General features: G+C 51.2%; 9 protein-coding genes. 6 read left to right on the top strand and 3 right to left on the bottom strand.

All coding sequences use genetic code 11. The features are described 5' to 3' along the window. Positions 1-230: 230 nt before the first annotated feature. Both C8N47_RS17715 and tsaB read right to left on the bottom strand, forming a co-directional pair. Complete coding sequence (locus C8N47_RS17715; RefSeq protein ID WP_107823913.1) at positions 231-953, bottom strand: DUF3108 domain-containing protein; 723 nt, start codon at positions 951-953, stop codon at positions 231-233. Between the two features lie 111 nt (positions 954-1,064). After that, positions 1,065-1,778 (bottom strand): tRNA (adenosine(37)-N6)-threonylcarbamoyltransferase complex dimerization subunit type 1 TsaB, encoded by a 714-nt coding sequence (tsaB, locus tag C8N47_RS17710; RefSeq protein WP_107823912.1) that lies wholly within the window; start codon positions 1,776-1,778, stop codon positions 1,065-1,067. 1,329 nt (positions 1,779-3,107) lie between these two features. Between tsaB and C8N47_RS17700 the strand changes: the two genes are divergently transcribed. The 6 genes from C8N47_RS17700 to C8N47_RS17675 all read left to right on the top strand — a co-directional run bounded on the left by C8N47_RS17700 (position 3,108) and on the right by C8N47_RS17675 (position 13,302). After that, positions 3,108-3,863, top strand: coding sequence for a LytR/AlgR family response regulator transcription factor (locus tag C8N47_RS17700; protein WP_107823910.1), 756 nt, complete (start codon positions 3,108-3,110; stop codon positions 3,861-3,863). Positions 3,864-4,431: 568 nt separating this feature from the next. Further along, on the top strand, positions 4,432-6,612 hold the full coding sequence (locus C8N47_RS17695) for a hypothetical protein (protein WP_146161569.1): 2,181 nt from the start codon (positions 4,432-4,434) through the stop codon (positions 6,610-6,612). A 66-nt stretch (positions 6,613-6,678) separates the two neighbouring features. After that, entirely contained in the window at positions 6,679-7,404 is a 726-nt protein-coding gene (locus C8N47_RS17690) for a hypothetical protein (protein WP_107823908.1), read from the top strand. A gap of 94 nt (positions 7,405-7,498) precedes the next feature. Then, complete coding sequence (locus tag C8N47_RS17685) at positions 7,499-10,366, top strand: Ig-like domain-containing protein (protein ID WP_107823907.1); 2,868 nt, start codon at positions 7,499-7,501, stop codon at positions 10,364-10,366. Continuing rightward, complete coding sequence (locus tag C8N47_RS17680) at positions 10,366-11,343, top strand: PorP/SprF family type IX secretion system membrane protein (protein WP_107823906.1); 978 nt, start codon at positions 10,366-10,368, stop codon at positions 11,341-11,343. Before C8N47_RS17685 ends, C8N47_RS17680 begins: the two co-directional genes overlap by 1 nt. Before the next feature lie 3 nt (positions 11,344-11,346). Continuing rightward, positions 11,347-13,302: an OmpA family protein gene (locus tag C8N47_RS17675; RefSeq protein WP_107823905.1), complete on the top strand. Its 1,956-nt coding sequence runs from the start codon at positions 11,347-11,349 to the stop codon at positions 13,300-13,302. A 465-nt stretch (positions 13,303-13,767) separates the two neighbouring features. Here the strand turns inward: C8N47_RS17675 and C8N47_RS17670 are convergent, their stop codons facing one another. Then, positions 13,768-13,989, bottom strand: coding sequence for a hypothetical protein (locus C8N47_RS17670; protein WP_170111439.1), 222 nt, complete (start codon positions 13,987-13,989; stop codon positions 13,768-13,770). Positions 13,990-14,098 lie beyond the last annotated feature (109 nt).

Below are 14,098 nucleotides of genomic sequence, written 5' to 3'. Positions count from 1 at the left end.
ATGAACCAGCAACCAGCAACCAGCAACCAGCAACCAGTAACCAGCAACCAGTAACCAGCAACCAGTAACCAGCAACCAGTAACAAATCGCCCGTCCTTGTTTTACCCTCTGACTCCCTAAAGGGAGAACCAACAAGGACTAACAACTCAAGCCTCAAGACTCAAGCTTCAAGCTTCAAGACTCACGACTCAATACTCAAGACTCAAGTCTCCCGAGCCGTTTTCAACCTGCTATTGGCTTACCTTGAAGTAGGAGACTAGCTCGGCACGTACCGCTCCCAGGTTGAGGTCGAGCTCCAGGATCACCGGGATTTTGTCTTCATCTTTGGTGATGTAGAATTTCAGTCCGTCGGATCGTTTCAGCAGCTTTCCTTCATCAATCCAGGGGGAGATGACGTAGCATTCTTTGTTGCCGATTTTGGTTTTCACCTTTTCAATACCTAAAAACTTGGTTTCCATCATAAAATATTTGTCGGCATGGTAGACCGGCAAGGTGAAGGTGTCGCCGACTTTGAGTGACTCGAGCAGTTGATTTTGGCGCAGGTAGCCAAAAACGCTCAGGATGTCGAGCATGTTGGGGGGCACGGTTTTGCCGCCCGAGCGCTGGCTGAAGATGGAGTCGTTATCGAAGAAGCGGGTTTCGTTGTAGAAACGGTATTTGCGCTCTTTGATGTTGCGGATGTGCAAATAGGGGCGCACCGTTTGGGGGTTGAGGATGGTCTCGTAAACATCGTCCACGTTGTAGAGGGCATCGGCCAGCCCCACGGTTTGGCCACGCAGGTAATAATGGCGGGCGGGCATCCCCTGGTAGCTGGTGTCGCTGATCAGGATAAAGGCTTCGCCACCTTTAATAAAACTGTACTTTAAATGGTATTCCAGCTTTTCGATGGGCTGGGCCTGCATGGCGCTGCCGGCCATGACGAAGGCAAAAAACAGGATCAGGTAATTTTTCATAGGGTCAACTTTCTTTTCGGCAATAAATGACAGCCGTGATCAATCCTTAACTAAAATAGGCATTCTGTTGGGATTTACGTTAAAGAAAGTTCGTCAACTGATCATTTTTTGCTAGCTGGTTAAAATATTCTTGCGCGGCTTCCCGGCAATGAAATCTTTCAGGTAGAAAGGTTCAAAGTAGGCCAGATCAACAAACTGTTTGTTCTGGTAAGCCTTCCAGGCCAGGCGACACATAAACTGTGCCGAAGTGTGAATACCTTCCACAAAGTGGGCGTTGGGGCTGTCGATGACAGGCGAGCACTTGGCGGCGCCGTTGCCGAAAAAGAACAGCTGCTTATCCTTCAGCACTGCGGCAAAGCTGTTGTGGTCGATGATCTCGGCCGCTACGGGGCTGATTTCCCGGTTTTGGCAGTCGTAGCTGGCGGTGTACACCTCCATGCGGCGGGCATCAATCATGGGCACCAGCAGGCTGTTGTCGGTCAGTGTGAGCTTCAGCTCTTCGCGGCGTTGTAGCAGCTGGTCGGCCATGGCTTGCAGGGGGCTAACGGCAATCAGGGGGAGTTCGTTCACGTAGCAAAGCCCCTTGGCCAGCGATACGCCAATGCGCAGTCCGGTGTACGAGCCGGGGCCTTCACTCACGGCAATGGCATCCAGCTGTTCGGCACGCAGTCCGTTGCGGGAGAGCAGTTCTCCGGCGAAAACGCTCAGCAAGCGCGCGTGGTTCTGTCCTTCGCTGCTTTCCTGTAAGTCAACCAGCTGCCCGTCTTTGGCCAGGGCAACGCTGCAAATCGATGTCGACGATTCCAAATGAAGAATGTATGCCATAATATGCTGTTTTAGGCTGCAAAAATAAGCATATTCGGATGATTTTAACGAAAATGTTTGGGGTATTCACCGGCTGTTTTAACGCTCCGCGCCGCTGGCCGAGCCGTCGCCACCTCTGTTTGCTGTGCAGAGCGGGGGCAGGATTGAGCCGATCCGGTAGGATAGGGGCTGTTCAGGGGGGAGTGGTATGGTGCTGGTGTTTCGAAAATGACCATTTTCTATGCACGACTCCGAAAATAAGGTAATAAGGTGCTGTTGGCGGTATGATTTTTTTGCGACTAAGGTTGGCTACGAGAATAAGGTTAAACATTGCTTTTAAAACCTGATCCTTTATTATTTAACCTTCGTAGAGATCAGTGCTGTAATAGACCGACCTTATCCGCTTATTTCAACTCGTTTCTTTTAATACCGATTCGCGGTTGAATCGGGCCGTCCCGTATGGGACGGAATTTAGCAGCCGGATGTCGTTAAGCTACCCAAATGTCATACCTCCTGGATTGCACGAAGCTTCCGGTCTCGCTAGAAAAAACATACATGATTCCGGGGAATCACCAACAGGAATGAAACTTTCCTATTTTTCGACGATCCTGTTGTCGTGGTTTTCAATAGTTGTCGGGTTGTCGTTCTACATCTAATCAAAACCTTTATTGCCATTGCGGCTTAGTGTGCATCGACTTTCACCCAGAATAGTTGGGGCAAGGCCCACCAACAAAAGTTTGCGATAGGATGAGCCTTTGCTCCAGGTTCGAGCTCAATCGCCATTCAAGACACCCCCGATGCGGTTGGAAACCCTGCCGCAGGCTGGCGCATCACCCGGAGAGACTTTCACTAAAAAACAAACGCCCTTTTCACTCACCCCTGAATTGAACCAATCCTGGCGGATTGATTTAATTCTGTCCCCTCTCTACGAGCAGAGCGGGGGCGACGGGAGCCATCCCCAAGGTATCCCCAATGCGGTTGGAAACCCAGCCTACCGCAGGCAGGCGCATCACCCGAAGGGACTTTCAGAAAAAGGCTGCCGGTTCTCAATTCCTCTTCATTGATCAAAAGAGCTGCTTGCCCGTTGATGCTGTTGAGGATGGCAGCCGACAACTTCAGGCGACCAGGATAACAGGATAACCCGGAAGCCGCAATTTGCATTGCTGCCGGAGATTTCGGGGATCATGAGCGTTTCCGATGCGCCTGGTCTTTCCTCCCGCAGCCTTTGCGTCACCGGCTGACGAAAGGCTGCCGAAAGGGCGAAGATCATCAAAGCAGTCAATTATTTAGCCCAACAGAAAGCGGAATCGCATTTTTTTTCCTAGATTAGTGTACCCAATAAAATAAGATATGCTCAGAACCGTAATCATTGATGATGATCAGCTGGCACGCAAGATCTTGCATCGTATTGTCAGTCAGAATTTCCCGGAATTGGACTTGGTTGGTGAAGCCGAGAATGTGGAACAGGGGCTTCGGCTGATTAACGAGGTTGATCCCGACTTGGTGTTTCTCGATATTGAGATGCCCGATGGTACGGGCTTCGACCTGATTGACCAGCTGCTGGAAGTTGATTTTCGGCTGGTGTTTGTCACTTCCTACAACGATTACGCCATCACGGCCTTTAAATATTCGGCCTTCGATTATATTCTGAAACCGGTGTTGCCCGAGAATGTGAAGTCGACCGTTAAACGGATCCTCCAGTCGGCGGGCATCAAGCATAAAGAAGAGTTTGCCAGCCTGAAGTCGCAGATTGAGCGGGCCGAAGACCAGCTGGGGGTGACCATTGCCCTGCCCGAGATGAACGGCTTTGCCATTATTAAGGTGAAGGACATCCTGCGCTGCGAAGGCGAGCGCAACTATACCCGGGTGTTTTACAAGGATGGCTCCTCGGTTTTAATCAGCCGCACTCTGCTCGAGTTCGACCAGCTGCTGGTGCCGCACGGTTTTTTCCGTATTCATCGTTCACATTTAGTTAATCTGAGCTGCATCAGCCGCTATGTGAAAACCGATGGCGGCATGGTGGAAATGAACGACAAATCGCAGCTGAAAGTATCGCCCAAGTTTAAGGATAATTTACTACATTTGCTGCTCCATAACAAGCTTTAGGAAAGCCGTTTTATCGACCAACGCTTGATTTTCGTCGATCAATCTGACTGCTCACTCCGGCAACCGCCCGTATTTTTCTTTTTTAACGATTTACCGCTCAAAACATTCTAAATCGGTTAAATAGGCTGGTTGGTATTGAACTTCTGCTATTTAATCGGATTTACTTTACCTGCCACTTGTGTTCGTCTATATTTGGAGCTAGGTTGAGTTAATGTAATATTCTTTCGATTTTAATAGAATGGAAAAACAGGCTTGTAATGCTTTGCCGGTTGTCGGGCTCCGTTTGTTGACCCGAGCACGATCCGGCGGGGGACAATGAGATGGATCAGCAGGAAATAGGTCGCCGGATTAGCCCCCAAGCCCATCCGTTTGAATTTCGAAATTAATTTTTGCAGCGCTGCCGTGGCGGTCGATGCAGCGGTTCGCACTTCATGGCGAGCTGCGGAAGAGTTTTACAGCAGGCCCAAGCCGCTGGATGCGGCAGTGCTAAGGCCCGCCGGTTAGCAGGCGAACCGCAAAGGCTCCGGGCCAGGCTCAACAGCAACAAGCATAACGAAGGACTAAACGAATGAGCAACTCGCAAGGCACCATTATATCCCTGTTGAACCCCATGCATAACCGGTGGAGAAACCATTGGCCGAGGCAGCGTACTGCCCGGAATGACATTTCTGTGGGGGAACGGCGGGGAGAGACCGGAAGCAAATTATGGCAACAACTGCTCGTTATCAGTATCCTGGCTTTAGGCGTGTTGTCGGCCAATGCGGCATTGGCACAAACTTACGATGAAGACGCTGTGATTGCCGGCGGCAATTACGCTGATATAACCGTGAATAAAGATGCGACGCTGACGGTCAACGACGATCTGACGATATCCGGAACATTAGATGTTTTCGGGACATTGATCGTTAACGGCGATCTGACGATTGGCAATAACGGCGAGATTGTCACTCGTTCGGGGGCAATTGTGGTTGTGTTTGGAGATGCGACACTGAAGAACAAGTCGACCCTCGCTTTGTCAAGTTACTTTATTGTTACGGGAAGTCTTTCGGAACAATCCAATTCCGGATCTTATACGCTTTCTGTCGACACGGCACATATATATGTGTTTGACGAGATTGACGGGTTTGATGATGATGAAAAGGGTATATTAACCAAATGTACAAAGGATTATGGGGGGACAACCGAGACTGAGAACGTAGACTGTGATGCCGGCGGCTATTCCGATTTTGTGAAGAATGTTGATCCGGACGATAAGTTTCCGGATGATTTATTTGAGGAAATCATAAAGCATGAAAGTGGGAATTCTTCTGCAGGAGACGATTGTACAGGGTATCAATTCACCTATACGTCTCCCGATGGAAAAGTAGTAAGTTTGTTTGTAAACTTAATCGATATTGTTCCTACCGGAAGTTGTGATGAAGGGTGGTATAACTATCAGGTGTTGGTTTATTCTAAGTTTTCGAATCCTGATGGAATGCAGATGTATGGCTCTATTGATCTTACATTAACAGCTGACGACCGCAGTATAACTACGGTTCAAATTTCTTCGGATGTTGGTTCTCATTATACCCTTTCTTATGTAGCAAATCCAACACGGTACGAGTCGGATTGTGAGACTATTACTCCGATAGAATTAGGATACAATACCGTTGACGTAAAGATTCCGACACCTTCTTTTGGGAATGGTCCTGTTGAAATGACCTATGGCTCGGACAATACTGCACCGGTGATTGGCGATTTAGATGATGTCGAGGAAAACGTCAATACGGATCATTGTACTGCTACAATACCAGTTGTTTTTGATTTTGACGCAGTAACCGATGATGGTAACACGGTTTTTGCCGACCCGAAATACCGCTACACAATAGCTGGGATAGAGCATTCAAGTTCCGCAGTTGACGGACAATTTACCGAAGACTTTCCAATTGACACCACAACCATTTATTGGACAGTGGAAGATATGTGTGGCAACACCTCAGCCGAGGTGGCGCAAAAAGTAATTGTTGCTAATCCGGTCACAATTACGCCGATTACCTGCGATGGTACTTATACAGAAGCCGACAACGGCCCGGGGATGAATCCGATCCAAACATCAACTCACACTTATGAGGTCGATGGCGGAACAACAGAAGGCGGATACACTTATACTTGGGAACTACTGAATGCCGATGCTTCCGGCTATGTTTTAACCGGGCAAGGAACGGCAAGCATCAGTTTGAAATATGCCAGTGCTACAGATACAATACCGGCAGGAAGCTACACCTTAAAGGTTACCAAGGAGAGTATCAGCGGGGGGTGTAAGAACTTTGAGAGTTTAGCTGTGGAAGTAGTTGATATTAGTCTTTTCAATGTTGAAATGGATATCCTGAAGGATCAATGTCAAACTCCCAACAGCAGTACTACGACTTATTTCTGGACGATTACGTTTCCCGGCGGGTTTGATACGGAGCCATTTAGTTTCGAATATGAGTTAACCTTCGACGGAACAACGGTTCTCTCGGGAACAATTGAATCGATTACTTCAACTGCGACCTGGGACTGGACACCTGCCAGTGGAACAGCCCCTTTTGTGCAGACCAGTAAAGAGGCGGGTTACAAGGTAGAACTCCGTTTCACATTTCCGGTTAGCCCGGACAACGAATTACCAATCGAGCTAAAATTAAATGCAACAGATGCCTACCTGGTTTCTGTGCCCGAGATTACAAACGATTTTAAAGCGAATAAGATTCCCGTGATCTCATTCGATTAAATACACAATTAATAATTTGAATTTGAAATAAATAATTAAAAGTTAAACTCTAAAATTAATTTGAAAATGAAAAACAAAATCCTTTCTCTCTTATTCGTCGCTATCGCGATGATAGTATCGACAAGTGCTTTTGCTGACAACGAAACTGTCGCATCTTTAGGTGGTAGCGTGACTTTTGTAGTTAACACAACTGACGACAATGGCAATGCCAATGCTGCTGGTTACCAATGGGAGATCCGTAATTCATCCGGCACTCCGATTCAAACATTCTCAGATAACTCTTCTTCTGCTACCGTCGATTTTACAACAGCAAATGGTTATGAAGCAGGAGTATACACAATTTGGGTTCAGTTTGAAGATGGTAATGGCTGTTTGTCTGATCCCATCTCCAGAACAATTACAATTAACGATAGTAGCTGGAATTTGGCAGGAGCGACAAACCTTACTACTTGTTCGTTGCTGACTGTTTATGATTCCGGTAATTCCTCGAATCCGGACGAGACAAAATTTAATGTTACCATCGCAAGTGCATTCGGGACATATACTGTTGTGTATGAAGTTGGGGGTGTAGAATTCACAGAATCAAATTACACTTCTGGTTCGACAATCACTGTCGCTCATAATTCAACTACCCCTGATGTTACAGGAGTATTTACAAATACTGGGGACAGTAATAAGGACGTAATTGTAAAGGTTACAAGTGTGACTGACTCAAATGGATTTGTTGTGCCATTGGAAACAACAGATCGTTACACAGTCGTAGTAAATCCAAGACCGACTATTACTTTCTAAAAGCCGAATTTATACTCAGAAAGGCCAGCGATGGCTGGCCTTTCTATTTAAATTTCTTTTTTGACCAAAACCCATTAACGTTCGCGAACTGTATATGCGGCAATTCCTCATCCTTTTTCTAAGTGCCTTATTTTGCCTGTGGGCGAATAATGCTTTTAGTCAAGGCACTGTTTCAGTGGCCCAGGGGGAGTCGCGTACCTTCTTGGTTCAGGGAGCTGTTGGAAATACTTACCATTGGCTGCTTGTTCAGCCCGATGGCGTTCAGCTTGAGCTGGCATCAGCAAGCGCTCAATCCGATGAAATTCTGTTCGATCAAACGGGCAGTTACGATTTGCGGGTTCAGGCCACCGATCTGTTTGGCTGCTTAAGCGAATGGTTGGTATTAACCGTTGAGGTCACCGCATCCAATGTTTACACCTCCTTCCCATCCCAATCCAATACCCTTTGTTTTGGCGAGTTGGCCGATGGGATTTCCATTCCGGTAGCCTTTACCGGCTCGGGAGGGGCTGCGCTGGAAGAGAGCGACTTCCCCGTAACACTTTCGTTTCGTATTGCCGGTGTGGCACAAATACCGCAAGCAATTGCGTATGCCAATCAAAATTTAAGCATCAATTCCGCGATGTTAGCGGGGGATGGCTCCATTGATTGGACTTACGAGATTACACTCACCGGAGCAACCGATGCCCAAAATCAGACCATTCAAGCCCAAACGGGACACGATACTTTTGAGCTTACCTTGTTGGCTCAACCGCAATTCGCATTCACGAAATCTGTTTACGAACTAACGGAGGGCGATTGGCAGTCCTTCAGCGTAAATGCCGATGGCAGTTTCACCTACAACTGGAAGTTGGTGGCGCCCGATGGCAGCGAAACAACGCTGGTGTCGAAGGCCGAAATCTCCGGTGATATTCTTTTCAACCAGGCCGGCGTTTATCTGCTGCAGGTCATGGCGAGCGCATCTAACTCCTGTTCCAGCGCATGGAAGGAGATCACGATTAACGTGGCGCCCAAACAAGTTGATCCGGAGCCTGATCCGGAGCTTTCGCCAAGCCTGGCGGTTGACGATATTAACCAGGGCTGGAAAAACGAAACGCTGTCGGGCAAGCTGCTGACCAACGATTTGCACGGCGACGGAACACTCCGGCTAACAGCCGTCTCGCAACCCGACCCCAGTTCGGGCAAGCTGACCGCTTTTGACCAAACAACCGGTGCCTACACCTTTGTGCCGGCTGCCGACTTCACCGGCGACCTTCAGTTTGAATACCAACTGTGCGAAACCGCCGACGATGGAACACAGACTTGCTCCACGGCTTTTGCCACGCTTCAGATTTTGGATACCAACAGCGACGATGCAGCGCCGGCAGCATCCGATAAATATTTCGCGGTTGCCATGAACGGCACCATCAGCGGCAATTTCCTCACGGGCGACTTCGACTTAACTGGCAGCGAGATTCAGCTTTCGTCCGTTAACTCATCAAGCTTAAGCGGAAGCTTTACCAATCAGGGTGATGGCGCCTTTAGCTATACGCCCGCAGCGGATTTCACGGGTGAGGAATCGTTGCGCTACCAGCTGTGCAACAGCAGCTGCGACTGGGCAACGGTGACCTTCTACGTTTGGGACGACAGCTATGCGCTGACGGACTTGCTGGCCGGCGATGCGACCTACTACAATTCGGGTATCCTGAACGCCACGCTGCCCGCTAACAAGCGCGTTGACGGGTCGCCCGACTATAGCTATGCACTGGCCGACGATGGCAACCCGCAATACGGCAGGGTGCAGGTCAATGCCGACGGCACATTTACCTACACCCCTTTAGCGGGCCAAACGGGCTACTTCAGCGATCGGTTTGTGTATCGCATCAGTACGCTGGCAGGTGTGTCGTACGCCACGGCCTATATCAGCTCGTACATTGAGGAGCCCCAGCTGATTGTTCAAAATGAACGGACTACCGGCGCTTGTATGCCGCTGCAGCTCGATGCCTCGAAAAGCTCGGGTGTGGGGCCGCTTAGCTACAGCTGGTCGCCGGCCACTAACTTAAGCGATGCCGCCAGTGTCAGCCCGCTATTTACGCCGGGCGAAAGTACCGACTATACCCTGACGCTGACCGATGCCCTGGGCAATACCGACAGCCGCACGGTTTCGGTTGTTGTTGAGCCGGCGCCCGAGGTGGTGACCGACCCGCTGGTGTTTGTGAACAATGCTGCCGAGTCGATCATGCTGGATGCCAGCCAGAGCGTGGGTAGCAGCCTGAGCTACAGCTGGGCATCGTCGGGCAGCGGGGTGATTGTTGCCGGGCAAAATACAGCCACGCCCGAAGTGCTGGGCACGGGCAAATATTACCTGACCATCAGCGACCAGTATGGCTGTGTGGCGCGCGACTCGGTGGTGGTGGGCATCTGGATTCAGGCGGTCGACGATCAGGCCGAGGCGCTGGTGAACAAGTATGTGGCCATCAATGTGCTGCGTAACGATATTCCGCAGGGCAACATCGACCCCACATCGGTGACCATCGTGTCGCCACCCATGAACGGAACGGCCGAGGTGCAGCGCGACTCCACCATCCTGTACACCCCCTACGAGGACTTTATCGGCAACGATGAGTTTATCTACCAGGTGTGCGACTACCGGAATCAGTGCGACGAGGCAACGGTTCTGGTGATGGTGTCGGAAGAAGCCCTGTTCATCCCCAATGCCTTTACGCCCAACGGCGACGGCTATAACGATGAGTTTGAGATTAAAGGCTTGAGGAAATACCAGGGCGTGCAGCTGAAGGTGTTTAACCGTTGGGGCAACCGCGTGTACGAGGCCGACAACTATGGGGCCAACGGTTTCTGGGATGGTACGGCCAACCGCGGGCTGCGTGTTGGTGAGAAACAGGTGCCCACGGGGGTTTATTTCTACATCCTGAAGTTGGGCAAGGATGAAAAACAGTTCAGTGGTTACATTTATATTGACAGATAATGAGGTTTTGGGACGTATACAATCGGGGGGAATGGGGAAGGACCGCAGGCTGGTCTTTTAAGCTGGCGGTGGTCGTGCTGTTGCTGGTGGCGGGCTATGGGCCTGTGGCTGCTCAGCAGGATCCGATGTTTACCCAGTATATGAACAATATCCTGTCCATCAACCCGGCTTATGCCAGCGTGGGAACAAGCTTGGAGTTCAACGCCTTATCGCGCAACCAGTGGGTGGGCATCGAGGGAGCTCCGGTTACGAACTCGCTGTCGGTGATGCAGCCGCTGAAGCGCTTGTCGACGGGTCTGGGCATCAATTTTATGTCCGACAAAATCGGGCCGGTGAAGCAAACCAGCCTGTTTATCGACTATTCTTATAAAATACGGGTGGGCTATCGCAGCTACCTGGCCTTCGGCCTCAAAGGAGGCGTTAACTTTTACAATACCGACACGGGCGAGCTGGCCTATAACGACGAGGGCGACCCGGTGCTGTCGGAGGATGTGATCCGTCGTTTTCTGCCCAACTTCGGCATTGGTTTTTTCCTGTATAACGAGCAGTTGTTTGCAGGGCTGTCGGTGCCCAAGCTGGTGCAAAATCAAATTAATAAAACCGGCTACTCCACGCAGTATACCAGCAAGGAAGAACTGCATGTCTTCGGGATGCTGGGCTATGTGTGGGAGCTGAACCGCGACCTGAAGTTTAAGCCTTATGCTTTGGTGAAGGTGGTTCCCAATGTGCCGGTATCGGTCGACCTGTCGGCTCATTTTCTGTTTTACGACCGCTTGTGGCTGGGAGCCAACTGGCGTGTTGGTGATGCTGTGGGCGCTACGGCGCAGTTCTTTATCACCGAGCAGTTAAAGCTCGGCTATGCGTATGATGTGACGGCCTCGGATCTGAACTCCTTCAACAAGGGGACACACGAGATTCTGGTGAACTTTGTGTTGAACCGGGGACGCCGCCGCTTTATTTCACCGCGATACTTTTAACCGATGCCGAACAATGCCTGCACTGTGGTGCTTCTTCTGACTTTGTTATTCAGTTTATTCAGTCCTCCCGCTCGTGGACAGGAAAAGAAACTGCAGCGTGCTGAAGCTTGCTATCAGAACATGGACTTCCCGGAGGCCCTGCGCTTGTACCGCCACCTGTACGAACGCGACCGGCGGCGGGTGGAGCTGCTCAGCCGCATGGGGGAGCTGGCCTACCGCCTGGGAGAAAATAAGGAGGCTCTGCGCTATTACAAGCTGCTGGTGATGCGCAAAAAAGCATCGGCCAACGACCTGCTGACCTATGCTTTTACGCTGCGGCGGCTGGGCGACTTCGAGGGCTCGGAGCACTGGCTGGCTGAATATAACAAGCTGAAGGCCGACTCGCTGGGTGACCAGCTGACCGAACAGCTGGAGTTGGTGCGTCGGCTGCAAGTAGACCGTGGTCTGGTGCGCATGGAGCCCCTGAAAGTGAACACCTACCGATCGGAGTTCGGGCCGGTGGTTTATGGCGACAGTTTGATCTTTTGCTCCGACGGGCGGCGCTCGGGACCCCGGCGACGTAGCTGGCTGAACGATAGCCATCAGCCTTTTCTGAAGTTGTTTGTTGCCCCGCGCGAGGCTGACGGACAGCTGGGCAAGCCGGTGCCCTTTGCTACCGGCCTGCGCAGCAAGTACCATGATGGCCCGCTGAGCTATGCGCCCAACAGTGGATGCATGCTGGTGACCCAAAACTATAAGCCGCGGATGATCCGTCTGGACTTTCGCTCTTTTGTGCAGATGAAGCTGGTGGAAGCCCGCCACGAGGGGGGAGGCTGGAAGGTGCTGGACGACTTTGTGTATGCCAATCCCAAATATTCGGTGGCCCATCCGGCGCTCAATGCTGATGGCACCATCTTGCTGTTTGCCTCCAACAAGCCGGGGGGCTATGGCTTCTCCGACCTGTATATCTGCTACCGGCGCGACAGCAGCTGGCAGGAACCTCAAAACCTGGGCCCGGCCATCAATACCGAGGGCTATGAGCTGTTTCCCTACCTGGCCAACGACAGCACGCTCTACTTTGCCTCCACCGGCCATGTGGGGCTGGGGGGACTCGACCTGTTTCAGGCCCGGCTCGACAGTACCGGGGTGCACAGTATTCGAAATCTGGGTGCTCCCTTTAACAGCTCGGGCGACGACTTCAGCCTGGCGCTGCTCGATGATGGACGGAGCGGCTACCTGGCTTCCGACCGCAACCGATCGAAACGCGACGAGCTGTTTTACTTCGAAAAGCCCGGGCAGCTGATGCCTGTGCGGGTGCTGGTGCGCGACGAGGACAACGGGCAGCCGCTGAGCCGTGCCGCGCTGGCCGTGCTGAATGCGCAGGGCGACACGGTGGCTGCGGGCACAACCGATGCTTCGGGCTTGCTGAGCATGGATCTGCTGACTGGCGAAGATTACCGGATTCAGGCTAATAAGGCCAACTACCGGGAGGGGGAGCAGGCTATCTGTGCCCGTGGGCTGGCCGATGAGCCGGCGCAGGACATTGCCCTGAGCCTTCATGCGCAGCCGGCAAGTGCCAACGATGCTGAGTTCGCGACCGCGCTTGCCGCAGAAAAGGAGGCTGTCAGCTCCCAACCGGCGGTGTTTGTCATTCACTATCCGTTGTCGAAATGGTTGATTGAGGATAGCGAGCGGGAAACGCTGGAGGAGGCACTGGCGCTGGTGAAGGCTCACCCGGGCAGCAAGATCCGCATAGCCTCGTATGCCGACAGCCGCGGCAGCCGCAGCTTCAACCAACGCCTGTCGGACAAAAGGGCCGAGCTGGTGAAAAACTACTTTATCTCGCGTTATATCCGTCCTGAGCGGATTTCGAGCAAGGGCTACGGCGAGAGCCAGCTGCTAAACCGCTGTGCCGATGGGGTGTCCTGTCCGGAAAGCGAGCACGCCCTGAACCGCCGTACGGTAATTACCGTGGAGTGACAGTACTACTGGATGGATTGAAGGACTGAAGGATTGATGGATTGATGGATTGATGGACAAATTGAAGGAGTGAAGGACTGAAGGATTGACGGATGGAAGAAGTCGCAGCCAGTGATAATTTACAATTTAACGATTTACCATTGACGATTGGAAGAAGTCGAAGGCAGTCGCAGTCACAGTCGCAGTCGCAGTCACAGTCGCAGTCGCAGTCACAGTCGCAGACTACTGGATGGATTGATGGATTGAAGGACAAATTGAAGGATTGAAGGATTGAAGGATTGAATGCCGAATGAACCAGCAACCAGCAACCAGTAACCAGTAACCAGTAACCAGTAACCAGTAACAAATCGCCCGTCCTTGTTTTACCCTCTGACTCCCTAAAGGGAGAACCAACAAGGACTGGCAACCAGCAACCCTTTAACGGCGAAGAACGCAGAGAAGACGCTGAGAACGCAAAGAGGCAGACTACTGGATATTCGGATTACTGGATTGTTGGATTGAAGGATTGACGGACTGAAGGATTGAATGCCTGATGAACCAGCAACCAGCAACCAGTAACCAGCAACCAGTAACCAGCAACCAGTAACCAGCAACCAGCAACCAGTAACCAGCAACCAGCAACCAGCAACCAGCAACCAGTAACCAGTAACCAGTAACCAGCAACCAGTAACCAGTAACCAGTAACAAATCGCCCGTCCTTGTTTTACCCTCTGACTCCCTAAAGGGAGAACCAACAAGGACTAGTAACTCAAGCTTCAAGCCTCAAGCCTCACACTTCACCCCGCCTGGGTATTTC

It is taken from the genome of Mangrovibacterium marinum (genome assembly GCF_003046625.1).
GTDB lineage: Bacteria > Bacteroidota > Bacteroidia > Bacteroidales > Prolixibacteraceae > Mangrovibacterium > Mangrovibacterium marinum.
Note: the sequence above shows the minus strand (reverse complement) of the source record. Positions and strands in the feature narration are given on the sequence as shown.

Excerpts from the sequence above, each read along its gene's own strand:
- C8N47_RS17700 (WP_107823910.1), top strand. The coding sequence starts at position 3,108 with ATGCTCAGAACCGTAATCATTGATGATGATCAGCTGGCACGCAAGATC.
- C8N47_RS17685 (WP_107823907.1), top strand. The coding sequence starts at position 7,499 with ATGCGGCAATTCCTCATCCTTTTTCTAAGTGCCTTATTTTGCCTGTGG.
- C8N47_RS17680 (WP_107823906.1), top strand. The coding sequence starts at position 10,366 with ATGAGGTTTTGGGACGTATACAATCGGGGGGAATGGGGAAGGACCGCA.
- C8N47_RS17690 (WP_107823908.1), top strand. The coding sequence starts at position 6,679 with ATGAAAAACAAAATCCTTTCTCTCTTATTCGTCGCTATCGCGATGATA.
- C8N47_RS17695 (WP_146161569.1), top strand. The coding sequence starts at position 4,432 with ATGAGCAACTCGCAAGGCACCATTATATCCCTGTTGAACCCCATGCAT.
- C8N47_RS17715 (WP_107823913.1), bottom strand. The coding sequence starts at position 953 with ATGAAAAATTACCTGATCCTGTTTTTTGCCTTCGTCATGGCCGGCAGC.
- C8N47_RS17675 (WP_107823905.1), top strand. The coding sequence starts at position 11,347 with ATGCCGAACAATGCCTGCACTGTGGTGCTTCTTCTGACTTTGTTATTC.
- tsaB (WP_107823912.1), bottom strand. The coding sequence starts at position 1,778 with ATGGCATACATTCTTCATTTGGAATCGTCGACATCGATTTGCAGCGTT.